Source organism: Algicella marina, from assembly GCF_009931615.1.
Lineage (GTDB): Bacteria > Pseudomonadota > Alphaproteobacteria > Rhodobacterales > Rhodobacteraceae > Algicella > Algicella marina.
Genome location: NZ_CP046620.1, coordinates 3,811,926 through 3,835,713 on the forward strand (window position 1 = coordinate 3,811,926; position 23,788 = coordinate 3,835,713).

Below are 23,788 nucleotides of genomic sequence, written 5' to 3' on the forward strand. Positions count from 1 at the left end.
TTAGATCACAAGATTTCGTGCGGATGTCAAGTTTCGTGTTGCGCTTGCGAAGTGGCATTCGCACTTGCGGCGCGAATGCGGGCCACGTGGATAACGTATACCGAGACCAACATGGACAGGAATGACGAGCCGAGCATCATGAAGAGCAACGGATAGGGCCCTGTGTCCGGCCCAAGCAGGGCACCGGTGATGGCCGAAAGCCCTGCTCCGCCGCCAATCATGACCGCACCGCCGAGCCCGGAGGCTGAGCCTGCCAGATGAGGCCTGACAGATACCATGCCGGCATTGGCTGATGGCAAGGTCAGGCCGTTACCAAGCCCAACGAAAAGCATCGGTCCGAACAATGAAATCGGATGGAAGACACCCGCAAGAAACAGACAAAGGGAGAAGCTCATGCCGGCGACGGCAATGATGGAGCCCGACAACATCATCCGATTGACGCCTACCTTCTCGGAGAACACGCCGGACAGGAAATTGCCGATCATGTACCCGAAGGCAATTATTCCGAAATACAGGCCGAGGCTGGCCGGGGAAATATGGAGCACTTCTGTGGCGACGTACGGGCCGCCGCCGAGAAATGCGAAGAATGCTCCGGAAGCGAAAGTGGCCACCAGCGTATAGCCCCAGAAACGAAGCGAGGTGACGAGGTCGGGATATTGCCGGAACTGCGCGGTGATGCTTGCCGAACGGTTATGGTTGGTCTCGCCCATGTCGAAGTAAACAATCAGACCGACGATTACGCCGAATGCCAGAGTTAGCGCGAAGCTGGCGTGAAAACCGAACATCTCGTCCAGCGCACCACCCAGCACCGGGCCGACCATTGGCACCAGAGACATGCCCATTGTCACCCAGCCAATCATTGATGCGGCCCTGTCGGTACCGACAATGTCCCTAACAACGGCACGGGACAGAACGAGACCGGTGGCGATAGCGGCCTGGACCAGCCGGAAGATCAGGAATGTTGTGATCGTTTGGGCTGCGAGGGTGCCAATGGTGGCCAAGCCAAAAACAATGAGGCTGACGAGCATAACCGGGCGGCGGCCGAACCGGTCCGAAAGTGGGCCGACAAAGAGCTGGAGAACGCCGGTGACGCCGAGATAGGCGGAGATGGACAGTGCCACCAGCGCATAGTCAGCCTCGAAATACACTGCCATGCTGGGCAGCGAAGGCAGGATGATGTTCATGTTGAGAGCGGCAAGTCCGGCAATAAGAACAAGCGTCGTAATGTGTGGCGGCGAAGATCGGTTCATCCAGCGGCCCGAGACGGGCGCTGAAGGACTATCCATAACGGTCATGGTCGTCTCTGGCTGACGCCTGCGAATGCGCGGGCAAGAAAGGTGGGTGTGCCACCTTTCGGTAAACTAGCCAGTTTAGTCGGGAGGTCCAGCCAAATTTCTCTGCATCTATTGGAGATCCCTGAAGGCATCCTGAATTCTGGCAACAGCCTCCTCGACACGGGACCGTTGCGTTGCAAAGTTGAACCGCAAGAAATTCTCGCCACCTTTGCCAAACGTCGGACCATGGTTGCCGACGACGCGTGCCGTTCCTTCGACCCGACGCGTAAACTCCTCCGCTTCCATGCCGGTGCCGGAGAAATCCACCCAAGCGAGATATGTCGAGTCCATTGGAATGGAGCGAACGCCGGGAATGGCGTTGAGGCCCTCATCCATGAGTTGGCGGTTGCCATCGAGGTAGGTTACGAGCGCTTCCAGCCACGCTTCTCCGAATGCATAGGCGGCTGTCGTCATCATCACACCGAACTTGTTCGGGCTTGTGCCGACACTGGCATGCACCTTGGCGAAGCGGGCACGCAGGTCGTCGTCCGGGATTATGGCGTTGCCGGTCATGCCGCCTGCAAGGTTGAAGGACTTCGACGCCGCTGTCAGCATAACGATTCTGTCCAGATGTTTGTGTGCAGCGTTTACCATGGGCGTGTGGCTGGCATGCGGGAACACGAGGTCATGGTGAACTTCGTCGGACACCAGAATGAGATCATGCCGGGCGCAGAAATCGGCAAGTTGCTTCAGTTCTTCCACCGACCAGACGCGACCTGATGGATTATGAGGCGAGCAGAAGATCACCAGCCGTTCGCGGCCTGTCAATTGCCCTTCGAGAGCTTCGAGATCCATGTGGTATCGGCCATCACGGAGTTCGAGCTCCGACTCGACAATTTCGCGATCGTTGGCTGCGACCATTCGAGAGAAGGCATGGTAGACAGGCGTGAACAGGATCACGCTGTCACCCGGCTCCGAATAAGTCTGAATGCAAAGTGCTGTACCGGCCACGAGACCGTGAACCGTCGAAATCCACTTCGGATCAACCCGCCAGTCATGTCGTTTCTCCATCCACGAAATGATTGACTGTTTGTAGGCCCTGTCATCCCCGAAATATCCGTGGACGCCATGCGACACCATTTTTTGCAATGTAGCATTGACAGCAGGCGGCGCCTTGAAGTCCATGTCCGCAACCCACATGGCGATTCCGTCTTTGGGTGATACGCCATAAATCTTGTCGAGCATGTCCCACTTTACGCAGTTGGTGTTGAGCCGGTCTATCGGCTCATCGAAATCGAAATCCATGGAGTCTTTCCCTGACAGTTTGCGCAGACGCTACTGTTTTGTGTTGCGAAGGCCAAGCCTCGGCGTGCGCTTGCAGCACGCCGGGCGTTCGACTATGTGAGCGTTATGGCACTGAGACCGATAATCCTGCACCCTGATGCGCGGCTGAAAAAAGTCTGTCCACCTGTCGAAGTGGTGGACGAAGGCTTGCTTAAACTGGCGGACGATATGTTGGAAACAATGTATGATGCACCCGGCGTCGGGTTGGCCGCTCCGCAGGTCGGTGTGCTGAAGCGGCTCTTTGTCATGGATTGCAACCGCGAAGACGCCGGCAAGGAACCCACGGTCTGCATCAACCCCGAAATCACATGGGCTTCCGAGACACTGGTTACGGGTGAGGAAGGGTGCCTTTCCATTCCCGAATTCTACGAAGATGTCTCGCGGCCGGAGACTATCCGCCTTAGCTATACCAATCGCGATGGCGAGCGGGTTGAACGCGAGTTGGAAGGGTTGTGGGCCACTTGCGCCCAGCACGAACTCGACCATCTGAATGGTAAACTTTTTATCGATTACCTCGGCGCCGTTCGTCGCACGATGATCACGAACAAGATGAAAAAGGTCAAAAGGGAAAAAGGCAGGGTGTGATGCACCGGCCTTTCCTGCAAATGCCTGATCCACGCCTGCGTAGGGTCGCAACACCTGTACCGGAAATTGATGACAGGATTCGTGCCCTCTGGAACGAGATGCTGATGGCCATGTATGCGATGCCCGGCGTCGGACTGGCTGCGCCGCAGTTTGGCGAACCGCTGCGGCTTGCCGTGCTGGATTGTTCGGATGGAAGAAATTCGCCGGTCAGGATGGCAAACCCGGAATTGCTGGACGCCTCCGAAGCCATGCGAGAACACGAAGAAGGTAGTCCGAACATACCTGGTCATTTCGCGAGAATTTCCCGGCCTGCAAAAGTGGATGTTCGCTACGTGGATGAACAGGGGGCGACCGTTGATCGCCGGTTCGAAGGATTGTGGTCTACCAGCGTGCAGCACCAGATTGATCATTTGAACGGCAAGCTGTTCATAGACCATCTGACGCCGATGAAACGCCGCATGATCCTTGCCAAGCACACGAAGGCTGTCGCCCGATCGGCAAAGGGAAAGGACTAGCAATGCGCGTGATTTTCATGGGGACACCTGCCTTCTCGGTGCAGGCCCTTAATGCGCTTGTAGATGCAGGGCACGAGATTGCGGCTGTATATACGCAGCCACCGCGCAGGGCTGACCGGGGGAAAAAAATGCGGCCCTCGCCGGTGCAGGTACGGGCAGAGGAAATGGGACTGCCAGTCCGATACCCCGTCAATTTTCGTGACGAGGAAGATCGAGAGGCGTTTGCGGCGCTAAAGGCAGATATCGCCGTTGTCGTGGCCTATGGCTTGATCTTGCCGCAGGCGATACTGGACGCGCCCCTCCACGGCTGCTTGAACATCCATGCGTCACTATTGCCCCGTTGGCGCGGCGCGGCGCCAATCCATCGGGCCTTGATGGCGGGAGATCAAGAAACCGGAGTTGCGATCATGCAGATGGAAGCGGGACTGGATACCGGACCTGTACTGCTGGAGCGCAGAATCGCCATTCGTTCGGACGACACAACCGGCAGCCTGCACGACAGGTTGGCGCGACTGGGAGGTCAACTTATTTGCGAGGCTTTGAGTGCCTGGCCGCTGGAGGCGTTACCACAGGCCAAAGAAGGCGTGACCTACGCGGAGAAGATTTCCAAGGCCGAAGCCGAAATTGATTGGACACAAAGCGCCTTCGACGTCGATCGGCAGGTCCGCGGACTGTCACCGGCTCCCGGTGCCTGGACGCTGATGGGGGGTGAACGGGTGAAGGTTCTGCTGAGTCGGGTGGCCAATGGCGATGGCGCGCCTGGAATGGTTCTGAAAGGTACTACAATTGCCTGCGGGTCAGGGGCCGTAGAACTCCTTCGACTACAGCGGCCGGGTAAGGGAGCACTCGGAGCAACCGATTTCCTGCGAGGGTTTCCTTTAAGCGAAGGAGTGACTTTGGGCACGAAACAAGATCAGGGCTGATTTTAGGCACGAGATCGGCAATAGTGAACCTGAAGTAAGCTGGCGGTGGGAAATGGGCTTTATAATTCTTCTCGTGGTCGGGTCGGCGGCAGGTTTCGTGGCAACACGCGCCATGGGAATAAGGCTGCCTCTGCCTCAGACAGTTGCGCTGGGCGTGATCGGTGCCATCCTCGGCATCTGGGTGATCCGCTTGGCACTGGGGTTTCTTGGATTGTTCGCGTGGTTCGCCAGCGCGTTTCTCGGCGTTGTGCTGTTGCTCTGGGGCTACAAGACCTTCATCGAGAAACGCTAGGATTTGAACGGCGCCATCCCGGCCCTTGCTAGCTCGTCTGCGCGTTCATTCTCCGGATGGCCTGCGTGACCCTTGACCCACTCCCATGTCACCTGATGCCGTGACTGAGCGTTATCCAGTTGCTTCCAAAGATCTTCATTCTTGACCGGCTTTTTTGCGGATGTTTTCCAACCATTGCGTTTCCAGCCATGCATCCACTTGGTGACGCCGTCGCGGACGTATACGCTGTCCGTCACCACTCGCAGCGTCGACGGTCTGGAAAGTGCCTCCAACGCGGCGATTGCGGCCTGCAGTTCCATGCGATTGTTGGTCGTGTCCGGCTCGCCACCGTTCAGTTCAAGCTCCTTTACGATGGTTGCGCCATTCATCGCTCTCAAGACCACGCCCCATCCGCCGGGTCCTGGATTGCCTGAGCATGCACCATCCGTGTAGGCGATGAGGTCAGTCATGTGCGGATAGCTGTCACATAGATATTGAGAACAGATGTGCCGTCATAGTTCTTGCCGGTGCCGGTATCGAACTCGACATCTTCGAAACCGTTCAGCAGCGCCTCCAATTCATCCTTCATGAAGGGAACGTATAGGCGACCATGATCGTCGCGCCAATCCATCGGCCCCTTCTGGACACCGATATACAAATGGCCGCCGGGCCTAAGTGCGGTGTGCATCCGTTCGAAAATCTGCGGTCTATCCTCTCGCGGCGCATGCTGAAGTGCAAAGGAGCACCAGATGCCGTCATAGCGCTGCCGGGCGGAAAGGGTGCGAAAGTCTGCGACACGGACAGCAAGGCCATACCGATGTCGCGCTTCGTCAGCGAGGGCAGGGCTTGCGTCGATGCCATCTGCGTTGATGCCTTGGGAAAGCATCTGGCCGCCGGCCCAGCCGGAACCGCAGCCGAAATCGAGAACACGGGCGCCTTCAGGCAGCCGCCGCATGAAGGCCGTGAGGCGGGGATGTTCCTCGGCAGGTTCAGCGAAATCGGCGTAGGCGGCGGCGTTTGCCTCGTAGAAAGCGCGGGTGTCAACGTCGATGCTCACAGCAGGACCCCGGCAGTGAGACTGACGAGGACGCCAATTGTCAGCGGCAGACGAAGTGTAATCCACCAGTCAGGGCAGAGGTGCCATCGGTGAAACAGTAGGTCGATAATGAACAGGGCCACGAAACCAAGCATCAGCGTAACAAGTGCGGACGGCAAGAAAGTGGCCGAAGTGGCCCAGAGGGCGGGAATTACACTGAACCCCATTTCCCGCCAACTTGTGCGACCGGCGCGTGCAGCAAAACCCCAAAGACAACCGCCCATGAAGGCAAGAATGGCCGCGCCGTAGCTTTGCAGGATCAGTACGCCGGTGAAAGGGCTGGAGACGCCGGGCAGCATGCCGTGCACGGCAAGTGCCCCTGCGAAAAACGGCAGCAGGCCAGCAGCGCCAAGAATGATTGCGGGAAGAGGCGGACGAGCCACGCTGTCAGCCCGCCATGGCTTCGCGCAAGACGCGCGGTACTTTGAACTCTACCCGTTCCTCGGCAGTGACGACCGTTTCCAGCGTCACGTCGAACCTATCGGAAAACGCTGCGATGACTTCCTCGGTCAGCACTTCCGGCGCCGATGCTCCGGCTGTGATACCAATCGCCTTGGCGCCTTGCAGCGCCCGCCAGTCGATGTCCCCCGCCCGCTGTATGAGTTGGGCGTACCGACAGCCTGACTTGGAACCCACCTCGACCAGCCTTCGTGAATTGGAAGAGTTCGGCGCTCCTATGACCAGCAGCGCATCAATTTTGGATGCCATCGCCTTGACTGCTTCCTGCCGGTTGGTTGTGGCGTAGCAAATGTCTTCCTTGTGCGGCCCGACAATGTTCGGGAAGCGTTTACGCAGCGCGGCAACTATTTCGGTGGTGTCATCGACACTGAGCGTCGTCTGGGTGATGAATGCGAGCTTTCCGGGATCACGCGGAGAAATTCTGGCGACGTCTTCGGGTGTTTCCACCAACAGCACCTCTCCCGGAGGCAGTTGTCCCATTGTTCCCACAGTCTCCGGATGGCCAGCATGGCCGATCATCACCATTTGCAGTCCGTCATGATGATGACGTTCCGCTTCAATATGAACCTTGGAAACCAGAGGGCAGGTGGCGTCAATATAAACCATCTGTCGCTTGGAGGCTGCTGCCGGCACAGATTTCGGAACGCCATGTGCAGAGAAGATCACCGGCCGGTCATCTGGACACTCATCCAATTCCTCGACAAACACAGCACCCTTGGCCCGCAGACCGTCGACAACAAACTTGTTGTGGACGATCTCATGCCGCACATAGATCGGCGCACCCCATTTCTCTAAGGCCATCTCAACGATTTTGATCGCACGGTCCACGCCTGCACAAAAGCCGCGCGGTGCCGCCAGATAAAGTGTAAGAGCGTCGGGCATCGGGTCTCCACTATCGTTCTGCCGATACATAACCCGCACAGTGGCCGGCTTCCAGCCCGCAAGCGGTGGGAGAGTTCAATTCAGGTAGGCCCGAACGTCCCTGAAAACCGCCTCGAACATCTCCGTCGTCAGTCGACCGGTGTTCGTGTTGTAGCGTGAACAGTGATAGCTGTCGAAGATGGCCAGTTCGCCGATCTGGTGCCGGGCCTGATGCGCGAATTGGTAAAGGGCCAGTCGCTCTCCCAAACCGCGGATCAGAGTGTCGTGGGCAATGCGGCCGAGGCAAACGATGGCCCGAAGGTCTGGAAGGGTCTTGAGTCGGGAAAGCATGAAGGGGCGGCAGTTGTTGATTTCCGCACCTATTGGCTTGTTCTGGGGCGGAACGCAGCGGACGGCATTGGTGACCATAGCTTTGTGAAGTTCGAGGCCGTCCGCCGGGTCGGCGGCGAATTTTCCGTTTGCGAAACCGAACTTTGTCAGCGTGGCATAGAGAAGGTCGCCGGCGTAGTCCCCGGTAAATGGCCTGCCCGTGCGATGTGCTCCTGTGACGCCGGGGGCCAGACCAAGAATCAAGAGCTCAGCGGCCGGATCGCCGAATGACGGCACCGCGCCGTTATACCAGCCTGGCTCCCGCGCCCGTACATCCTCCCGGTAGGTCACGAGGCGGGGGCAGAGCTGGCAGTCCTTCGGTGGTTCCGGCTGCTGAATCAAGAGGTCGGCGCATCGTCGCGCGGCGGGCGACCAATGACATCACGGAGTTCTTCCAGTTCAATGAAATTGTCGCACTGGCGACGCAGCTCATCGGCAATCATCGGTGGCTGGGAACGGATTGTGGACACCACTGACACACGGACACCCTGGCGTTGCAGGCTCTCGATGAGAGGGCGGAAATCGCCGTCACCGGAAAACAGGACGATGTGATCGACATGGGGCGCAAGCTCCATGGCATCTACCGCCAGTTCGATATCCATGTTACCCTTTACCTTTCGGCGGCCAGTGGAATCCGTGAATTCCTTCGCTGCCTTGGTAACCATCGTGAAGCCGTTGTAATTCAGCCAGTCCACGAGTGGACGGATTGGAGAATATTCCTCGTTTTCGAGAAGTGCAGTGTAGTAGAAAGCCCGGAGAAGCTTGCCGCGGCGCATGAACTCTGCCCGGAGCAATTTGTAATCAATATCAAATCCGAGGGCTTTGGCAGCGGCATAGAGGTTTGACCCGTCGATAAACAGGGCGAGACGTTCGTCTCTGTAGAACATTGGTGTCTCCCAAAATGCAAATGCCTTTTGCAGATACTCGCAAAAGGGCTTGAACTATATGACAACCCACGCAGGGTAGTGGGGTTCGAAGGAAGATAAAAGTCCAAATCGCGGAGCCTGCTTGACCTGCATCGTTGCCATGGGTTCAAATCTCAGTACGCAGAAAATGGTTCCACGCGAATTGCTGGAACATGCGCTGGAGTTGTTTGCGGATGAGGGTTTGACCATCCGCGCACGCAGCAGCTTCTTTGCAAATCCGGCTTTCCCAGCCGGCAGCGGGCCGGACTTTCTCAACGGCATCGTGATCGTCGAAAGCGAACTGACGCCGGAGCAAATTCTGGAAGCACTGCATCGTATCGAGGCTATGCTCGGGCGGATGCGCACGCAGCGATGGGGGCCGAGGGCGATAGATCTGGACCTGATTGCTTGCGGAAACCTTGTGCTGCCGGATGTTGAGACGGTGACGCAGTGGATGACACTGCGGCCGGAAGAACAATTACAGAGAACGCCTCAGTCGCTTCTCTTGCCGCACCCGCGGATGCAGGACCGGGCCTTTGTTCTCGTACCAATGGCGGAAATCGTTCCGGAATGGGCGCATCCGGTGACCGGTCTGACTGTTCACGAGATGCTTGCAGCCCTGCCGAGTGAGCAGGTATCTGACGTTTTGGTGATAGGACGATGAACCAACCGGCAAAGAGAATTCGCCCTTGTCAAACCTTTTTTTATTGCCTATTTGTACGACTTTCCTGACGCCGCTGACCGGAGGGCCATTCATGGCACGCGTGACCGTTGAAGATTGTGTAGACAAGGTTCCGAACCGTTTTGAGCTTGTAATGCTCGCCGCCCATCGGGCGCGGGAGCTCTCATCCGGCGGTGAGTTGACGATCGACCGCGACAACGACAAGAATCCGGTTGTTGCCCTGCGCGAGATAGCGGAAGAGACTCTGACGGCGGAAACGTTGCGTGAGCGCTCGATCGAATCTCATCAGCGGCAGATTGAAGTGGATGAACCGGAAGAGGACAGCATGTCTTTGCTGATGGGCTACGATGCGCCTGCGCCGGTAGAGGACGACATGTCTGAAGAGAAACTTCTGCGTGCGCTGATGGAGGCGCAGGGCGAAGGCTGAGGCTGCTTCCGGGAAGTGCAGAAATGATCTCTGACGATCAACTTGTCGATCTGATCAAAGCCTACAATCCCCGGACTGATGAAGCATTGATACGCAGCGCCTATGCCTATGGGAAGCAGGCGCATGAGGGTCAGGTACGCGTTTCGGGCGAGCCCTATTTTTCCCATCCGCTGGAAGTCGCGGCGCTGATGACAGAGCAGCGCCTCGACGATACTTCGATCATCACGGCAATGCTGCATGATACGATCGAGGATACCGGCTCCACCTACAGCGCCATCTCCGATTTGTTTGGAGAGGAAATCGCGCGGCAGGTGGACGGTGTCACCAAACTCACGAACCTCGAACTTTCGTCCGTAGAGACCAAGCAGGCGGAAAATTTTCGCAAACTGCTTATGGCGATGTCTCGCGATCCACGGGTGCTGCTGGTCAAATTGGCGGACCGGTTGCACAATATGCGCACCATTCGTTTCCTCCCGCACGAGAAACAGATACGAAAATCGCGGGAAACAATGGACATCTATGCGCCTTTGGCGGGTCGCATGGGGATGCAATCCATCCGCGAGGAACTGGAAGATATTTCCTTCCGAATCCTCAACCCGGAGGCCCGATCGTCCATCCTGCGTCGGTTTGTTTCTCTCCGCCGAGAAACAGGCGATCTGATTCCACAGATTACCGAAGATATCCGCAAGGTGCTCGATCAGGCCGGGGTGGAAGCGGAAGTATTCGGAAGACAGAAAAAGCCGTACTCCGTTTGGCGCAAGATGCAGGAAAAGGGAGAGGCGTTCGGGCGGCTTTCCGACATTTACGGCTTTCGGATAATCACTGACAGCGTCGATGAATGCTACACCGTTCTCGGTGCGATACATCAACGCTGGAACGCCGTTCCGGGCAGGTTCAAGGATTATATCAGCCAGCCGAAATCCAACGGTTATCGCTCCATACATACGACAGTTTCCGGCCGAAGTGCCAAACGGGTGGAAGTGCAGATCCGGACGCGAACCATGCATGAAGTCGCAGAGACCGGCATCGCGGCGCATTGGTCCTATCGTGAGGGCGAACGCTTCCAGAATCCTTTCGTGGTCGATCCTGTACGCTGGCTGGAACGGTTGACGGAGCGTTTCGAAGCCGCGGACAACCCCAACGATTTTCTTGAGCACGTGAAGCTCGAGATGTTCACCGACCAAGTCTTCTGCTTCACGCCCAAAGGTGAGGTGATCAAATTGCCTCGTGGGGCGACGCCGATCGACTTTGCCTACGCAATTCATACCCGAATCGGCGACAGCTGCGTTGGGGCTAAAGTGGACAACCAGCGCGTGCCTCTTTGGACCAGGCTTCGCAATGGCCAGTCTGTCACCATCATTCGCGCAGAAGGTCAGCGGCCACAGGCAAGTTGGGAAGAAATGGTTGTCACAGGCAGGGCCAAATCTGCAATTCGCCGCAGCCTGCGTGAGGAGAGCCGGTCCGCCCATATCCGACTTGGACGCGAGATTGCGCGCGTGGCACTGGAGCGGGTCGGAAAGACTGCTTCGGACAAGGCGCTTGATACAGCAGCCGACAGGTTCGGCCTTACGGACTCGCAAGACCTGCTTGAAAGGATTGGTGGCGCGCTCATTACTGGCCAAGATCTCGTGGGAATGCTTTATCCGGAGTTGCACAACACGGAAGGCGTCACATACGAGGTCAGCCCGAATTCCGGCATCGTCGGTCTCGATTCGAACCAGGTTGCTCAGCCTGCACCCTGCTGCCAGCCCATTCCCGGTGAGAGAATTGTAGGCATAGCGATCCGTGGTCATGGCGTCGAAGTGCACGCCATCGATTGTCGCTCACTTGCAGAGCTGGAAGAGAAGGCTGATGAGTGGCTGGATCTCGCCTGGACTGAAGAAGCCTCACGGATGCCGCATTTGGCATGCATAGAAGTCACATTGTCGAACGATGCTGGAAGCCTCGGCAAGGTCTGCACATTGATTGGCGAACAGCATGCGAATATCAGCGATATCGTTTTCACCGACAGAAAACCTGATTTTTACAAAATGGTGCTAGATCTAGAGGTACGGGATCTGGCCCACCTGCATAACGTCCAGACAGCCTTGGCGGCAGATTCGGCTGTGACACAGGTTATGCGGTTTCGGGGTGTTGTTCATGAACAAGGCATGAGCGTAACCTGAAGAGAATCGAGCAAGGTGCGGTGAGGGCCGCAGACTGACAGTTCCGCCGCAATGCGGAAGTAAAGGGGTAGGAGAGAATGGTTTTCAAGCGCCGCGAACGGCAAAGCTGGCTTCAGCGCGCGCGTGACATTCTGTATCCGAGAGCTGGCTGGCGGCGTACAATTGAATACCTTGGCCACCGGGTCAAACGTTTGCCAGATACGCCGCACAAGATCGCTCTGGGTTTTGCCTGCGGCGTATTCGTGTCCTTTTCTCCGTTGTTTGGATTTCACTTCGTTTTTGCAGGCCTCTGCGCGATGCTTGTTCGCGGCAACGTGCTGGCTAGTTTTCTCGGCACGCTCGTGGGTAATCCGCTGACGTTTCCGTTCATAGCCACTACTTCATTGTCACTTGGGCGTCGTTTCATGGGCATCTCATCCGGTGAGATGGGGTTCGGCAGCGTCAAGACTGCGTTTGTCGAAGCCTTTGCCGGCCTGTGGCAGAGCTTGAAGGCAGCGTTTGGCATGGCAGAGCCTGCTCTGGGCAGGCTGGAGCCTTTCTGGACAGACATTTTCCTTCCATACAGTGTTGGCGGTATCATTCCCGGGTTGATTACTGCTGCAGGATTCTACTTTCTTACCAGACCGCTGATCGCCGCCTATCAGGTGCGCCGTCGTTCCCGTTTGCTGGAGCGTGCGAAAGAGAAGCTGGTGCGCAAGAAGGGAAGCAAGATGGTCGGGGAGCACTCCTGACGGGGCTTCCAGAAAGTGGGGAGACCATGACGGATCGCAAACCTTTGGGCCGCCTGCGCCTTGGCGTCAATATCGACCATGTAGCGACCGTGCGGAATGCACGCGGCGGCGATACGCCAGATCCGATTCGCGCGGCGAAATTGGCGGAAGCGGCGGGGGCTGACGGAGTGACGGCGCATCTGCGTGAGGATAGGCGCCACATAACGGACAAAGACATCGACGGTTTGGTGCAGACTTTGTCCGTCCCGCTGAATTTCGAAATGGCGGCCACCGATGAAATGCAGGCGATCGCACTGCGCCATCGCCCGCATGCCGTTTGCATCGTTCCTGAAAAACGTCAGGAACGAACGACGGAGGGCGGTCTTGAGGTTGCACGGGAGGAAAACCGGCTTGCGCATTTCATCGCACCCTTGGCCGATGCCGGTTGCAGGGTGTCGATCTTCATTGCCGCTGATCAGCGGCAGATTGAAGCTGCGGCTCGTATTGGTGCGCCAGTAATAGAACTGCATACAGGTGCTTATTGCGATGCGCACGCCGAAGGGCGGGTGGCGGAGCGTGATGCAGAACTCGCGCGACTGAATGATATGGCTTCATTCGCCGCCGGTCTCGGCCTCGAAGTTCATGCTGGCCATGGTCTGACTTACGAAACGGTCAAACCAATTGCAGCTATCCCCGAGGTGATGGAACTGAACATTGGCCACTTCATAATCGGTGAAGCGATTTTCAGTGGTCTTGACAGCGCCATTCGCCGGATGCGCGCAATGATGGATGATGCGAGACACGACGCGTTCGGTACCGGGGTTGCCTGAGACACGCGGCGGGGTCCGGAATGCCTTGGCATGATCTTTTGTCAGTCTTTGGGCTGTACGCGCTGACACTTTTCTCGCCGGGCCCTGCGAAGTTGGCGGTAATCGGCGTGGCGCTGTCATCCGGGCGATACCTCGGCTTGGCAACTTCGCTGGGCGTAACGATGGCGTCGGTGGCATGGAGCACCGGCGCGGCGATTGGTGCCACTACGTTGGTGAGGACTTGGCCGGAAAGTGTGGTTTTGCTACGCCTTCTAGGCTCAGGTTACCTCCTTTGGCTGGCGTTCGTCTTTGGTCGGGCCGGATGGCGTGGTGGTTCCGACCGTAAGATACTACCGACGCTCGCCCCGGAGTCGTGGCCACACGCCTTTCTCATCGGATTCTCGATCCATCTGGCCAATCCCAATGCCGCGTTGTTCTGGATCGGGCTCTTCGCCCTAGTTGTGACGCCTGGCGTCGGTGCGTTTACGCTTGGCGTGGTTGTCGCAGGGTGCGGTATGATGGCCCTAGCTGGATTCGGTACATATGCATTGGTCTTTTCTGGCCAAAAGGTACGCGGCGCAGTTGGCGGCCGAAGCCGGGCTATTGCAATCGGTGCATCGTGTATCCTGGCAATGGTGGCACTCCGCATTGCTTTCCTGTCGCTGGCATAGACCGGTTGGAGGGGATAAGGTTTGCCGGATTTTAAGCGGGCGGAGCAGATGATCCTGGGGATAGGTACCGACCTTTGTAACATTGATCGGATTTCAGGCACCCTGGAACGCTTCGGCGACCGGTTCCGAAATCGTGTGTTCACTGAAATAGAGCAACGCAAGGCGGAGAGGCGGGCCGATACCGCAGGAACCTATGCCAAGCGGTGGGCCGCGAAAGAGGCTTGTTCCAAGGCACTGGGCACAGGATTACGGATGGGAATCAGTTGGAAGGATATGCGTGTCTCTAACATCTCCACCGGACAACCGCGGATGGAGGTGACGGGGTGGGCGGCGGAGCGACTGGCGGAGATGACGCCGCCCGGCTACGAGGCGCATATTCATGTCACCCTGACCGACGATCATCCGTGGGCTCAGGCGTTCGTGATCATAGAGGCACTGCCGGTCGGAGTGTCACCCACCGCATCCGCTTGACACTGCAGGGCCGCCGCGCGACAACCCGCCGGTAAATCAAAAACGACGGAAGCGGGCAGGCCTATGGCATCCAAGACCAAATCGAGCGGCGGTGGCTTGGGCGAGCTTATCAAGACGATTGTCTATGCGCTGCTGCTCGCCGGGCTAATCCGGACGATCATCTTCCAACCGTTCTGGATTCCGACCGGCTCCATGAAGCCCACCCTGCTGATCGGTGATTTCTTGTTTGTGAACAAGTTCGCCTATGGCTATTCAGCGTACTCCTGTCCGGGATATCGTGATTTCAATCTTTGCGCGTTCGCCGAAGGGTCGGACAAACGTCTGCTCGAATCCATGCCGGAGCGTGGTGATGTCGTTGTCTTCCGGCACCCCGTCAGTGGGCAAGACTACATTAAGCGGCTGATCGGCCTGCCTGGCGATACAATCGAAGTGCGAAATGGCCAGGTAATCCTCAATGGGGAGACAGTGTCGCAAGAGCTTGCCGCGCCCTTCGTGGAAATCAAGGAGCTGCAAGGGCCAGCGCGTTCGTTGCCGCAATGTACGGAAAATGTGGGGCTCGGCGGACGTTGCGAGAAGGAACAGTTTGTTGAAACGCTGCCCAATGGCGTTGCGCATGCCACGTTGAGCTTCGGCACCACTACCGGCGACAATTCCGGCCCGTTTACTGTACCCGACCGCCAGTTCTTCTTCATGGGTGACAACCGTGACAACTCCCTCGACAGTCGGTTCGCACGTCCGCGCGGCGTAGGCTTCGTGCCGATGGAAAACCTGATCGGCCGTGCAGACAGGGTGATTTTCTCGTCCGCCGGGAAGTCCATTCTGTTCTTCTGGACATGGCGGAGTGACCGTTTTTTCAAGGCAATTGAATAGCGCCGCCAACGCTGGCACGCTGTAGCATCAGTAGATTGAAGGGCCGATGCATGAAGCTGAACCCTGCGCAAGAGCGTTTTTCCAAGAACATCGGGCTGACTTTCCGCAACCCTGACCTACTGCTTGAGGCACTGACACATGCCTCCCTTTCTGGTGCGCCGCAGCGTGACAATCAACGGTTGGAATTCCTGGGCGATAGGGTTCTAGGATTGGTGATCGCCGAAGTTCTGCTTCAACAGGCACCTGAAGCTAACGAAGGAGAATTGGCGCCTCGTTTCAATGCACTCGTACGCAAGGAGACCTGCGCCGATGTCGCTGTCCAGATTGATCTCGGAAGTGCACTTATGATGGGGCGGTCCGAACAGGCATCCGGCGGTCGCCGCAAGACAGCGCTCTTGGGGGACGCAATGGAAGCCTTGATTGCGGCAGTCTATGAGGACAAGGGATTCGAGGCGGCACGTGCCTTCGTGCTTGATCTTTGGGGAGACCGCGTCGCTGCGGTGGACGAAAACTCACAGGATGCCAAGACAGCGCTGCAGGAATGGGCACAGGCACGCGGCATGACACCACCCGCATACATCGAGATGTCGCGCGAAGGGCCAGACCATGCCCCTGTCTTCGAAATTTCGGTAGAACTCGAAAACGGAGCCAACGCCATCGGTCGTGCCGGTTCCAAGAGAGCTGCGCAGCAGTCGGCCGCGGCGGCCTTGCTGACTGCCCTTACAGGAGAATAATCTGATGACCACACGTGCCGGCTTCATTGCCCTGATCGGAGAACCGAATGCCGGCAAGTCGACCCTGCTGAACCGCATGGTGGGCGCAAAAATCTCGATTGTTACGCATAAGGTTCAGACGACCCGGGCCCGAATTCGTGGCGTGGCGCTGGAGGGCGATAGCCAACTGGTCTTCGTAGATACGCCAGGTCTCTTCAAGCCGCGCCGCAGGCTTGACCGGGCCATGGTCAGCGCGGCATGGGCCGGTGCGGGAGATGCCGATATCGTGGTCCTGATGGTGGAGGCTCACCGAGGCATCACCGAGGGAGTGGAAAACATACTTTCGGCTTTGGCTGAGCGCGGCGGGGAAAGGCCGGTGGTTCTCGCCATCAACAAGATCGACCGTGTACAGCGTGACAAGCTTCTGTCCCTTACGCAGGATCTCAACGAGCGGTTCAAGTTTGAGGCAACATTCATGATCTCAGCCGAGAAAGGCTACGGTGTCGACGACCTTCGCCGCTGGATTGCTGATCGTCTGCCGGAAAGCCCTTGGCTTTATCCTGAAGATCAGATTGCCGATATTCCTATGCGGATGATCGCAGCGGAGATGACGCGGGAAAAACTGACGCTGCGACTGCATCAGGAGTTGCCGTACCAGTTGACGGTTGAGACCGAGAATTGGGAAGAACGCAAGGACGGATCGGTTCGAATTGATCAGGTCATCTATGTCGCACGCTCTGGCCACAAGGGTATCGCGCTTGGTCCGAAGGGGGAAACAATCAAAGCCGTTTCGATTGCTGCGCGCGAGGAGATCTCGGAATTTCTGGGTCGAGCCGTACACCTTTTCCTTCAGGTCCGGGTACGTGAGGGCTGGCAGGAAGAGGCGGAGCGCTATTCGGAGATCGGTCTCGATTTTTCCGACGGGCAGGAGTAACAGAGTTGCGATTGACGGCCGACTTTTGGGTGCATGCATATGTCGCGCGTCTCGCACAGGCTGGCATCCCAGCGTTCATCACCGCGCATGGTGACGACACTGCCGGTGCCGTCATCGTCAAATCCAACACACTGGACGGCAAGGCGCAGGCCTACGTGCGCAGCTTCGATTTCGATGGTAATCGCAGTTGGGTGATGTTGGAAGAGGGAGCGGAGCCGGATGTCGATGCGGCCCTCGCGCGGCAGCGGCGATATGATAGCGATCTCTGGATCGTGGAGGTAGAAGATCGACAGGGCCGGACGCTTCTGGATGCTGAAGGTCTCGCCGATTAGATTCCAGAGCGGCTTGAACATCGAAGGCAACAAGGCTCCACTGCATCGGCAGAATGCAAAGGACGCGGTGAAGGATGGAGTGGCAGGACAGCGGGATATTGCTTGCTACACGCCCGCATGGCGAAACATCGGCTATCGTAGAGATATTGACCGTGGATCATGGGCGCCACGCAGGAATCGTGCGCGGTGGCGTCTCCCGAAGGTTGCGTCCGGTCCTGCAACCCGGCAGCGGTGTCCATGTGACTTGGCGGGCCCGGCTGGAGGCGCACCTCGGGACGTTCACGGTGGAACCGGAAAAATCGCGAGCCCATCTTCTGTCCAGCCGAACTGGGCTGGCCGGTTTGAACGCCATCACGGCCATGGCACGTGCCCTTCTGCCTGAACGGGAACCCTTTCGGGACCAGTACCAAGCAACGAAGGCTTTGCTGGATCGAATGGACACGCCCGACTGGCCTGCCCATTACATCCTCTGGGAAATCCGCTTGCTGGAAGGACTTGGTTATCGCCTGACCCTACAAAATTGTGCGGTTACGGGTATTTCCACGGGGCTCGCCTACGTGTCTCCGAAGTCCGGTCATGCAGTCACGGCGGAAGCAGGGGCGGAATACGCGGATCGGTTATTGCCGTTGCCGCCGTTTCTCCGCCCCGAGGCTAGCGACATCCCGATTTCCAGGGAGCATTTGCAACAGGGTATGGCCCTCACCGGTCATTTCCTGCGCAACTGGGTGTGTCATGCCACGGGAGTGGAGCACTTGCCGCCGGCGCGGGAAAGACTGGAAGCAGTCCTGACACGTTGAAATCAGCCATTCCCGCGGCGTACAAAATACAGGCTGTTCTCGTCCACATCACTAAGGAGCAGGCTGTCGCCAGCAACCTCGGCATAATCGGAACTTTTAAGGATGGCGAGGTAGCTCTGTTCGTCCGGCAGCGCAGGACAACTCCGCAGGGTTACGGCCAGTTTCTCGATCTCGAACCACGGCAATGGCGCGGATTGCTCGCCCGTGTAACTGTTGCAGGGCAACAGGCCTTGGAGTTTGCCGTTGGCCAGGAAAGTCAGCGTCATCCGGCTCGCCGCTGGCAGACCGTTCACGGTCTCAAGTTCCCACACCGTACCGAGCGGCGCGGCAGCGCCCACCGTTTCCGAATATGGTGTGCAGGCAGCTGTCAACGCTGAAGCAGCAAAGACTATTGAGGTTGCTCGTTTCATCTACACTAACCAATCAGTTTCAGCCCCACTCAGCGTGACAAATGTGCAGGCGCAAATGCAAGTGATACCGTTCGCCTATTTCATTTGACAGAAAGCAGTACGCGTATCCATTATCTTCGGACACTTGCACTGCTGCTGAAGGACCCATCTTGGAGTACTTCGTCCCTGAAAATCTTGGCGAAGCGCTCAATGCGCTTTCTGCCGGGCCGATGGATATTCTCGCCGGGGGTACGGATTATTACCCTGGTCTCGCCGGGCAACCGGCAGGGCGTTCGATCCTCGACATTTCGAGATTGCCGGAACTGAACGGCGTCCGTCGTACCGCTGAGCATGGATGGCGGATTGGTGCCTGCACGCGCTGGCGCGATATAGCGCGAGCCGGGCTGCCACCTGCTTTCGACGGGCTTGCTGAGGCGGCATTGACAGTCGGTTCGGTCCAAATTCAGAATACGGGAACAATTGCAGGCAACGTATGTAATGCCTCACCGGCAGCAGACGGCGTGCCACCACTTTTGACGCTGGACGCGGAAGTGGAAATCCGGTCCGCTGGTTCGGAAAGGGTGCTGCCGTTGAGCGAATTCATAACCGGCCCGCGCGAGGTGGCGCTTGCGGAAGGCGAAATGGTGACGGCATTGATCGTGCCTTCGCAGGCAAATTCTCTCAAGTCGGCATTCGAGAAACTCGGTGCGCGCCGGTACCTCGTGATCTCCATTGCGATGGTAGCCGTTGCGGCGAGAGTGGAAGACGGACGCCTGCGGGACTTGCGCATTGCCGTCGGTGCCTGTTCGCCGGTTGCTCGACGCCTGACCGGCTTGGAACGCGCACTGGCTGGAACCGCTGTCGCTGACCTCTCGGGTCTGGAAGTGGTTACAGGCCGACATCTGGATGCCCTGACACCGTTGGACGATATTCGTGGAACCGGAAAATACCGGCTCTCAGCTGTCCCGGAGCTGGTGACGCGTAGCGTTAAGCGCCTGATCGAAGAGCCGGTGGTGTTGGCCGATGGATAAGGCCAGCACCACTGACTATCTGAGGTTTACACTTAACGGGCGACGGACCTGCATTGAGTGTCGACCGGCAGAGCGACTATCGACTGTGTTGCGGCAACGCCTAAACGCACGCGAGGTCAAGGTCGGATGCGGTGCCGGAGACTGCGGCTCGTGCACTGTATTGCTGGATGGCGAAGCGGTCTGCGCCTGTCTCATGTCCGCGCGTCAGGCCAGTGGTCGGCAAGTCGAGACTGTAGGCTCTCTTGTTGTAAACACTGATGAGGGACGCAGGCTAGCCGCGGCCTTTCACCGCGAAGGTGCTGCGCAATGTGGCATCTGCACGCCCGGCATGATTGTCGCTGCGACAGCGCTGCTGAAAACAACTCGGGCGCCAACAGAAGAGGCGGTGAAGGACGCATTGGGTGGCGTTCTTTGCCGTTGCACGGGCTATCGCAAGATCATCCGTGCCGTTCGGACTGCATTCGACGACCTTGCGGAGGAAACGGATGGCGGGGTGGGTTCACGGCTCCTGCGGCTGGACGGTTGGCCGAAGGTCGATGGTAGTGAACGTTTCGGAGACGATGTCGCGCCAGCATCTGCCCTCTGCCTGAAAATCATCCGGTCCCCGTTTGCCCGTGCCGGCTTTTCCTTTGGCGATCTCGAAACTCACCGCAGGAACGAGGGGCTGACGGCTATCCTGACGGCTAGCGACATTCCGGGCCGAAATGCGTTCGGGGTCATCCCCGGTTTCGCAGATCAGCCGGTATTGGCCGAAGGCGAGGCACGTTTTCGGGGTGAGGCTGTTGCCGCGATTGTTGGCGCTCCTGAAACACTGGCAAGTTACCAAGTTCAAAATTTTCCGGTCGAGTGGAAGGAATTGGTAGCCGATCTGCATCCTTCCGACGCCTTGGTTTCCTCGAACCTGCTTCATGCCGACCGGTCCGAAAACATATTGTGTCGTGGGGTGGTTCGACGTGGTGATCCGGCGAAGGCACTGGCCGACGCTGCCGAGATAGTCGAGGGCTCATTCGCAACCAGCTTCGTCGAACACGCCTACATCGAGCCGGAAGCCGGTTATGCGGAGATGAAAGATCGGCGGATCATTGTCCATGCCTGCACGCAGGCACCGGTGATGGATCAGGAAGCCGTTGCCGAGATCATGGGCTTGCCGATGTCCGATATCCGCATCGTACCCACAGCTGTCGGCGGTGGTTTCGGTTCCAAACTAGACATATCCGTGCAACCACTGCTGGCTCTCGCCGCTTGGAAAACCGGTCGAACAGTGCGGTTGACCTATTCCCGGCAGGAATCGATGCAATCGACGACGAAACGGCATCCGGCGGAGATGCGGATGAAGATTGGGGTCGATGGGTCCGGTCGCATCACGGCCATGGAGTTTGAGGGAACCTTCAACACCGGCGCCTATGCTTCATGGGGGCCAACTGTGGCCAATCGCGTTCCGGTGCATGCATCCGGTCCCTATAGGGTACCAAATTACAGTGCGCGCTCGCTGGCGGTATACACCAATAACCCGCCTGCAGGTGCTTTCCGCGGTTTCGGAGTGCCACAGGCCGCGTTGATGCAGGAGACGTTGTTCGACGATCTGGCGCAAAAACTTGGCCTGGACCCGCTGGAGTTTAGAATAAACAACGCATTGGAAAACGGTGCAGAAACCGTGTGCGGCCAGGTGTTTAAACAGGGCGTCGGTATTGGCGCTTGTCTCAAGGCGTTGCGAGAGCAGTCGCGCGAGGCTCGCTCCGAAGTGGCAGAGTGGAACCGTCAGGCGAAGAGCAGGGGTGAAAAGGTGCGCCGTGGCGTCGGCGTGGCTGCGGGCTGGTACGGTTGCGGCAATACTTCGCTGCCAAATCCGTCCACTATCCGTGCCGGTCTGCGCGCGGACGGCAAGTTGGTTCTGCATCAGGGTGCCATGGACATCGGACAAGGCTCCAACACGGTGATCCCGCAGATATTTGCGCAAGCTCTGGGTGTCACGGCGACATGTCTCGAAATGGTCGGCGCGGACACGGACCTGACCCCGGATGCCGGCAAGACCTCAGCCTCCCGGCAAACATTCGTTTCCGGCGCTGCGGCATTGCGTGCGGGTGAGGCGATGCGGGCGAGGATACTGGAACGATGTAACGCCGGGCCGGAAGCGGTCATATCCTGCGAAGGCGGCACCGTGCTGGTTACGGACGGCGAAAATGTGCACTCTCTCGATTTGTCGTTGTTACCGGTGAACCATGATGGCTATGTCTTCGAAGTCGCAGAAACCTACGACCCGCCAACCTCGCCGCTGGATTCAAACGGTCAGGGTGCACCTTATGCCCAGTTCGGCTATGCCGCACATTTGGCAATCGTTGAGGTTGACGAGTCTCTTGGGCTCGTAAAGCCACTGAAATTTGTGGCTGCGCACGACGTTGGTCGCGCAATCAATCCCCTGCTCATAGAGGGGCAGGTCGAAGGCGGTATCGCGCAGGGGTTGGGTATGGCGCTCATGGAGGAATACGTGCCAGGTCGGACCGAGAATTTACACGACTATCTGATTCCGACCATTGGGGATATGCCTCCCGTTGAAACCCTGATCATCGAAGAACCGGATGCTCACGGCCCGTTCGGCGCCAAAGGCTTGGGGGAGCATGTCCTCATCCCGACCGCGCCCGCACTGCTGAACGCAATCGCTGATGCCACCGGAGTGCGCATGAAGGCCACCCCCGTGACGCCCTCCGCCCTTTTTTCCGCTCTGCAGGCGCGCAATGGCTGATGATGCAAACAGGGCGGAAAAAATCCGCTGCGATGCCTGTCCGGTGATGTGTTACATCGCCGAGGGCCGTGCCGGTGCTTGTGATCGTTATGCAAATAGAGCCGGAGAGCTTGTGAGACTCGACGCTCTGACGATCGTGGAGCGCACGATAGAGGCCGGCAAAGCCACTGTCCCGTTCTTGGGAAACGATGCCACCTGGGACGGTGACCTCGTCCTTGCCAAACGTCCCTTCCTGACGGCGATCGGTGCGGGAACGACCTACCCGGACTACAAGCCGGCCCCGTTCATCGTCTCACAGGATGTCGACGGCGTGGACATGATCACGGTCGTAACAGAGGGCATTTTCAGTTATTGCGGCGTGAAGGTGAAAATCGACACCGATAGACATATCGGAGAAGAGCGGGCGATCGTCCGGGCAAACGGTGAGGCAGTCGGCCATGTGATGACTGCGGAATACGGTTCCAAAATGCTGTCGCTGGGCGGTGTCGATCATCTCACCGGAGGAAGCAAGACCGAAGGTCGGGAGACCTGCAATGCGCTTCTGTGTCTCTGCAACAAGGAGGCGGTGGAACTGACGGTCGATGATGGTGCTGCCCTGGTGGTTCAGGCCGGACGACCGCCGATCATCAACGGGCAGGTCGAACAATTGATGCGTGTCGGCTGCGGCTCGGCCACAATTGGCATGTTCGCGATGCAATGGCAGCCGCATGTAGACGAGGTGATCGTGGTCGATGACCACATCACAGGCGTCCTTACCGAGCATGAAGCGGGCAAGCAACTCGGCATGCGCCCTGCAGGTATCCGTGTGCGTGGACGACGGTCCACCCCTGGCAGGTACTTTCAGGTGGCGGAGCCGGGTACGGGCTGGGGCGGCACGGATATCGAAGATCCGTTGGTTCTGATTTCCAAAATAGACCCAAAAGCTGCTTGGCCCGGACTACGGCTTCTGATGGTATCAACTACAGGAGAGCAATGGGCCTACTTTCTGCTGGATGACGACCTTGTTCCGCAGCCGGCGCCGCTCACTCCGGCACTGGAAGCTTCGGTGACCCGTATCGCCGAAAATTGCGAGCCGGCTCTCTGCTCCGTTCTATTCATGGGTGGCGCAGGTGGGTCCCTGCGATCCGGGGTAACGGAAAATCCGGTTGGTCTGACGAAATCTGTCAAGGCAGCCCTGACAGCAGTAACCTGCGGCGGCGCGGAAACCTATGTGTGGCCGGGGGGCGGCATCACGGTAATGGTTGATGTGCTGAACATGCCGGAGAACGCATTTGGCTATGTTCCAACACCAGCACTCGTAGCGCCGATCGAGTTTACGATGACAAGGCAGGACTACGGAGCGCTGGGTGGACACGTTGAGCATATCCGCTCCATCGGAGGCGTTCTTGAGGAAAATGTGCGCACATTGAAATCACGGGGGTGAA

The 23,788-nt window shown here is 58.0% G+C and carries 28 protein-coding genes; 19 read left to right on the forward strand and 9 right to left on the reverse strand.

Annotated features, from left to right (window positions below):
* Positions 1 to 26: 26 nt before the first annotated feature.
* Complete coding sequence (locus tag GO499_RS18675; protein WP_284154815.1) at positions 27 to 1,295, reverse strand: multidrug effflux MFS transporter; 1,269 nt, start codon at positions 1,293 to 1,295, stop codon at positions 27 to 29.
* A 108-nt stretch (positions 1,296 to 1,403) separates the two neighbouring features.
* On the reverse strand, positions 1,404 to 2,579 hold the full coding sequence (locus GO499_RS18680; protein WP_161863605.1) for a MalY/PatB family protein: 1,176 nt from the start codon (positions 2,577 to 2,579) through the stop codon (positions 1,404 to 1,406).
* Between the two features lie 105 nt (positions 2,580 to 2,684).
* Here GO499_RS18680 and def (GO499_RS18685) point away from each other — a divergent pair, with 105 nt between their 5' ends.
* Genes def (GO499_RS18685) through GO499_RS18700 form a run of 4 tightly spaced genes read left to right on the forward strand, consistent with a single transcriptional unit; the run spans position 2,685 to position 4,933 of the window.
* Positions 2,685 to 3,203 (forward strand): peptide deformylase, encoded by a 519-nt coding sequence (gene def, locus GO499_RS18685; protein ID WP_161863606.1) that lies wholly within the window; start codon positions 2,685 to 2,687, stop codon positions 3,201 to 3,203.
* A complete protein-coding gene (gene def / locus GO499_RS18690; RefSeq protein ID WP_161863607.1) occupies positions 3,203 to 3,718 on the forward strand; it encodes a peptide deformylase in 516 nt (171 codons plus the stop codon). The genes def (GO499_RS18685) and def (GO499_RS18690) overlap by 1 nt, the downstream gene beginning before the upstream one ends.
* A gap of 2 nt (positions 3,719 to 3,720) precedes the next feature.
* On the forward strand, positions 3,721 to 4,641 hold the full coding sequence (gene fmt, locus GO499_RS18695; RefSeq protein ID WP_161863608.1) for a methionyl-tRNA formyltransferase: 921 nt from the start codon (positions 3,721 to 3,723) through the stop codon (positions 4,639 to 4,641).
* A gap of 52 nt (positions 4,642 to 4,693) precedes the next feature.
* Positions 4,694 to 4,933 carry a GlsB/YeaQ/YmgE family stress response membrane protein gene (locus GO499_RS18700; RefSeq protein WP_161863609.1) on the forward strand — a complete coding sequence of 80 codons (240 nt, stop codon included), beginning with the start codon at positions 4,694 to 4,696 and terminating at the stop codon, positions 4,931 to 4,933.
* Here GO499_RS18700 and rnhA read toward each other — a convergent pair.
* The 6 genes from rnhA to GO499_RS18730 form a co-directional block, all read right to left on the reverse strand.
* A complete protein-coding gene (rnhA, locus tag GO499_RS18705) occupies positions 4,930 to 5,382 on the reverse strand; it encodes a ribonuclease HI (protein ID WP_161863610.1) in 453 nt (150 codons plus the stop codon). The genes GO499_RS18700 and rnhA overlap by 4 nt on opposite strands.
* Complete coding sequence (locus GO499_RS18710) at positions 5,379 to 5,969, reverse strand: class I SAM-dependent methyltransferase (RefSeq protein ID WP_161863611.1); 591 nt, start codon at positions 5,967 to 5,969, stop codon at positions 5,379 to 5,381. Before GO499_RS18710 ends, rnhA begins: the two co-directional genes overlap by 4 nt.
* A complete protein-coding gene (locus GO499_RS18715; protein ID WP_161863612.1) occupies positions 5,966 to 6,391 on the reverse strand; it encodes a DUF3429 domain-containing protein in 426 nt (141 codons plus the stop codon). Before GO499_RS18715 ends, GO499_RS18710 begins: the two co-directional genes overlap by 4 nt.
* A 4-nt stretch (positions 6,392 to 6,395) precedes the next feature.
* Positions 6,396 to 7,349, reverse strand: a complete 954-nt coding sequence (gene ispH / locus GO499_RS18720; RefSeq protein WP_161863613.1) for a 4-hydroxy-3-methylbut-2-enyl diphosphate reductase — start codon at positions 7,347 to 7,349, stop codon at positions 6,396 to 6,398.
* Between the two features lie 75 nt (positions 7,350 to 7,424).
* Positions 7,425 to 8,060, reverse strand: a complete 636-nt coding sequence (locus GO499_RS18725; RefSeq protein ID WP_161863614.1) for a uracil-DNA glycosylase — start codon at positions 8,058 to 8,060, stop codon at positions 7,425 to 7,427.
* Entirely contained in the window at positions 8,057 to 8,605 is a 549-nt protein-coding gene (locus tag GO499_RS18730) for a LabA-like NYN domain-containing protein (protein ID WP_161863615.1), read from the reverse strand. Before GO499_RS18730 ends, GO499_RS18725 begins: the two co-directional genes overlap by 4 nt.
* A gap of 121 nt (positions 8,606 to 8,726) precedes the next feature.
* On the opposite strand from GO499_RS18730, the gene folK reads away from it, so the two are divergent.
* The 12 genes from folK (at position 8,727) to recO (ending at position 18,204) form a co-directional block, all read left to right on the forward strand.
* Positions 8,727 to 9,287 carry a 2-amino-4-hydroxy-6-hydroxymethyldihydropteridine diphosphokinase gene (gene folK, locus GO499_RS18735; protein WP_284154816.1) on the forward strand — a complete coding sequence of 187 codons (561 nt, stop codon included), beginning with the start codon at positions 8,727 to 8,729 and terminating at the stop codon, positions 9,285 to 9,287.
* A gap of 91 nt (positions 9,288 to 9,378) precedes the next feature.
* Entirely contained in the window at positions 9,379 to 9,732 is a 354-nt protein-coding gene (gene rpoZ, locus GO499_RS18740; protein WP_161864070.1) for a DNA-directed RNA polymerase subunit omega, read from the forward strand.
* Between the two features lie 23 nt (positions 9,733 to 9,755).
* On the forward strand, positions 9,756 to 11,897 hold the full coding sequence (locus tag GO499_RS18745; RefSeq protein ID WP_161863616.1) for a RelA/SpoT family protein: 2,142 nt from the start codon (positions 9,756 to 9,758) through the stop codon (positions 11,895 to 11,897).
* A gap of 77 nt (positions 11,898 to 11,974) precedes the next feature.
* Positions 11,975 to 12,628 carry a DUF2062 domain-containing protein gene (locus tag GO499_RS18750; RefSeq protein ID WP_161863617.1) on the forward strand — a complete coding sequence of 218 codons (654 nt, stop codon included), beginning with the start codon at positions 11,975 to 11,977 and terminating at the stop codon, positions 12,626 to 12,628.
* A 26-nt stretch (positions 12,629 to 12,654) separates the two neighbouring features.
* A complete protein-coding gene (locus GO499_RS18755; RefSeq protein WP_161863618.1) occupies positions 12,655 to 13,437 on the forward strand; it encodes a pyridoxine 5'-phosphate synthase in 783 nt (260 codons plus the stop codon).
* 20 nt (positions 13,438 to 13,457) lie between these two features.
* Positions 13,458 to 14,087 carry a LysE family translocator gene (locus tag GO499_RS18760; protein ID WP_161863619.1) on the forward strand — a complete coding sequence of 210 codons (630 nt, stop codon included), beginning with the start codon at positions 13,458 to 13,460 and terminating at the stop codon, positions 14,085 to 14,087.
* 48 nt (positions 14,088 to 14,135) lie between these two features.
* On the forward strand, positions 14,136 to 14,558 hold the full coding sequence (gene acpS / locus GO499_RS18765; RefSeq protein WP_161864071.1) for a holo-ACP synthase: 423 nt from the start codon (positions 14,136 to 14,138) through the stop codon (positions 14,556 to 14,558).
* 63 nt (positions 14,559 to 14,621) lie between these two features.
* Positions 14,622 to 15,428 carry a signal peptidase I gene (gene lepB / locus GO499_RS18770; protein WP_161863620.1) on the forward strand — a complete coding sequence of 269 codons (807 nt, stop codon included), beginning with the start codon at positions 14,622 to 14,624 and terminating at the stop codon, positions 15,426 to 15,428.
* Between the two features lie 50 nt (positions 15,429 to 15,478).
* The gene (rnc, locus tag GO499_RS18775) at positions 15,479 to 16,162 is read left to right on the forward strand and encodes a ribonuclease III (protein WP_161863621.1); all 684 of its coding nucleotides are present in this window, start codon (positions 15,479 to 15,481) and stop codon (positions 16,160 to 16,162) included.
* Between the two features lie 4 nt (positions 16,163 to 16,166).
* Positions 16,167 to 17,075 (forward strand): GTPase Era, encoded by a 909-nt coding sequence (gene era / locus GO499_RS18780; RefSeq protein ID WP_161863622.1) that lies wholly within the window; start codon positions 16,167 to 16,169, stop codon positions 17,073 to 17,075.
* 5 nt (positions 17,076 to 17,080) lie between these two features.
* On the forward strand, positions 17,081 to 17,407 hold the full coding sequence (locus GO499_RS18785; protein WP_161863623.1) for a DUF1491 family protein: 327 nt from the start codon (positions 17,081 to 17,083) through the stop codon (positions 17,405 to 17,407).
* A gap of 74 nt (positions 17,408 to 17,481) precedes the next feature.
* Positions 17,482 to 18,204, forward strand: a complete 723-nt coding sequence (gene recO, locus GO499_RS18790) for a DNA repair protein RecO (protein WP_161863624.1) — start codon at positions 17,482 to 17,484, stop codon at positions 18,202 to 18,204.
* 2 nt (positions 18,205 to 18,206) lie between these two features.
* Here the strand turns inward: recO and GO499_RS18795 are convergent, their stop codons facing one another.
* Positions 18,207 to 18,614 carry an META domain-containing protein gene (locus tag GO499_RS18795; RefSeq protein ID WP_161863625.1) on the reverse strand — a complete coding sequence of 136 codons (408 nt, stop codon included), beginning with the start codon at positions 18,612 to 18,614 and terminating at the stop codon, positions 18,207 to 18,209.
* Positions 18,615 to 18,763: 149 nt separating this feature from the next.
* On the opposite strand from GO499_RS18795, the gene GO499_RS18800 reads away from it, so the two are divergent.
* The 3 genes from GO499_RS18800 to GO499_RS18810 are packed head-to-tail and all read left to right on the forward strand — an operon-like array spanning position 18,764 to position 23,787.
* Positions 18,764 to 19,624: an FAD binding domain-containing protein gene (locus GO499_RS18800; RefSeq protein ID WP_284154817.1), complete on the forward strand. Its 861-nt coding sequence runs from the start codon at positions 18,764 to 18,766 to the stop codon at positions 19,622 to 19,624.
* Positions 19,617 to 22,364 carry a molybdopterin-dependent oxidoreductase gene (locus GO499_RS18805; RefSeq protein WP_161863626.1) on the forward strand — a complete coding sequence of 916 codons (2,748 nt, stop codon included), beginning with the start codon at positions 19,617 to 19,619 and terminating at the stop codon, positions 22,362 to 22,364. Before GO499_RS18800 ends, GO499_RS18805 begins: the two co-directional genes overlap by 8 nt.
* Positions 22,357 to 23,787 (forward strand): 6-hydroxynicotinate reductase, encoded by a 1,431-nt coding sequence (locus GO499_RS18810; RefSeq protein ID WP_161863627.1) that lies wholly within the window; start codon positions 22,357 to 22,359, stop codon positions 23,785 to 23,787. The genes GO499_RS18805 and GO499_RS18810 overlap by 8 nt, the downstream gene beginning before the upstream one ends.
* Position 23,788: the final 1 nt, after the last annotated feature.

Bases quoted from the DNA above. Each gene is read 5' to 3' on its own strand.
- GO499_RS18795 (WP_161863625.1), bottom strand. From the start codon at position 18,614: ATGAAACGAGCAACCTCAATAGTCTTTGCTGCTTCAGCGTTGACAGCT.
- GO499_RS18810 (WP_161863627.1), top strand. From the start codon at position 22,357: ATGGCTGATGATGCAAACAGGGCGGAAAAAATCCGCTGCGATGCCTGT.
- GO499_RS18675 (WP_284154815.1), bottom strand. From the start codon at position 1,295: ATGACCGTTATGGATAGTCCTTCAGCGCCCGTCTCGGGCCGCTGGATG.
- GO499_RS18750 (WP_161863617.1), top strand. From the start codon at position 11,975: ATGGTTTTCAAGCGCCGCGAACGGCAAAGCTGGCTTCAGCGCGCGCGT.
- GO499_RS18805 (WP_161863626.1), top strand. From the start codon at position 19,617: ATGGATAAGGCCAGCACCACTGACTATCTGAGGTTTACACTTAACGGG.
- recO (WP_161863624.1), top strand. From the start codon at position 17,482: ATGGAGTGGCAGGACAGCGGGATATTGCTTGCTACACGCCCGCATGGC.
- GO499_RS18755 (WP_161863618.1), top strand. From the start codon at position 12,655: ATGACGGATCGCAAACCTTTGGGCCGCCTGCGCCTTGGCGTCAATATC.
- def (WP_161863607.1), top strand. From the start codon at position 3,203: ATGCACCGGCCTTTCCTGCAAATGCCTGATCCACGCCTGCGTAGGGTC.
- ispH (WP_161863613.1), bottom strand. From the start codon at position 7,349: ATGCCCGACGCTCTTACACTTTATCTGGCGGCACCGCGCGGCTTTTGT.
- rnc (WP_161863621.1), top strand. From the start codon at position 15,479: ATGAAGCTGAACCCTGCGCAAGAGCGTTTTTCCAAGAACATCGGGCTG.
- lepB (WP_161863620.1), top strand. From the start codon at position 14,622: ATGGCATCCAAGACCAAATCGAGCGGCGGTGGCTTGGGCGAGCTTATC.
- GO499_RS18730 (WP_161863615.1), bottom strand. From the start codon at position 8,605: ATGTTCTACAGAGACGAACGTCTCGCCCTGTTTATCGACGGGTCAAAC.
- era (WP_161863622.1), top strand. From the start codon at position 16,167: ATGACCACACGTGCCGGCTTCATTGCCCTGATCGGAGAACCGAATGCC.
- acpS (WP_161864071.1), top strand. From the start codon at position 14,136: ATGATCCTGGGGATAGGTACCGACCTTTGTAACATTGATCGGATTTCA.
- def (WP_161863606.1), top strand. From the start codon at position 2,685: ATGGCACTGAGACCGATAATCCTGCACCCTGATGCGCGGCTGAAAAAA.
- rnhA (WP_161863610.1), bottom strand. From the start codon at position 5,382: ATGACTGACCTCATCGCCTACACGGATGGTGCATGCTCAGGCAATCCA.
- rpoZ (WP_161864070.1), top strand. From the start codon at position 9,379: ATGGCACGCGTGACCGTTGAAGATTGTGTAGACAAGGTTCCGAACCGT.
- GO499_RS18760 (WP_161863619.1), top strand. From the start codon at position 13,458: ATGCCTTGGCATGATCTTTTGTCAGTCTTTGGGCTGTACGCGCTGACA.
- GO499_RS18700 (WP_161863609.1), top strand. From the start codon at position 4,694: ATGGGCTTTATAATTCTTCTCGTGGTCGGGTCGGCGGCAGGTTTCGTG.
- GO499_RS18680 (WP_161863605.1), bottom strand. From the start codon at position 2,579: ATGGATTTCGATTTCGATGAGCCGATAGACCGGCTCAACACCAACTGC.
- fmt (WP_161863608.1), top strand. From the start codon at position 3,721: ATGCGCGTGATTTTCATGGGGACACCTGCCTTCTCGGTGCAGGCCCTT.
- GO499_RS18745 (WP_161863616.1), top strand. From the start codon at position 9,756: ATGATCTCTGACGATCAACTTGTCGATCTGATCAAAGCCTACAATCCC.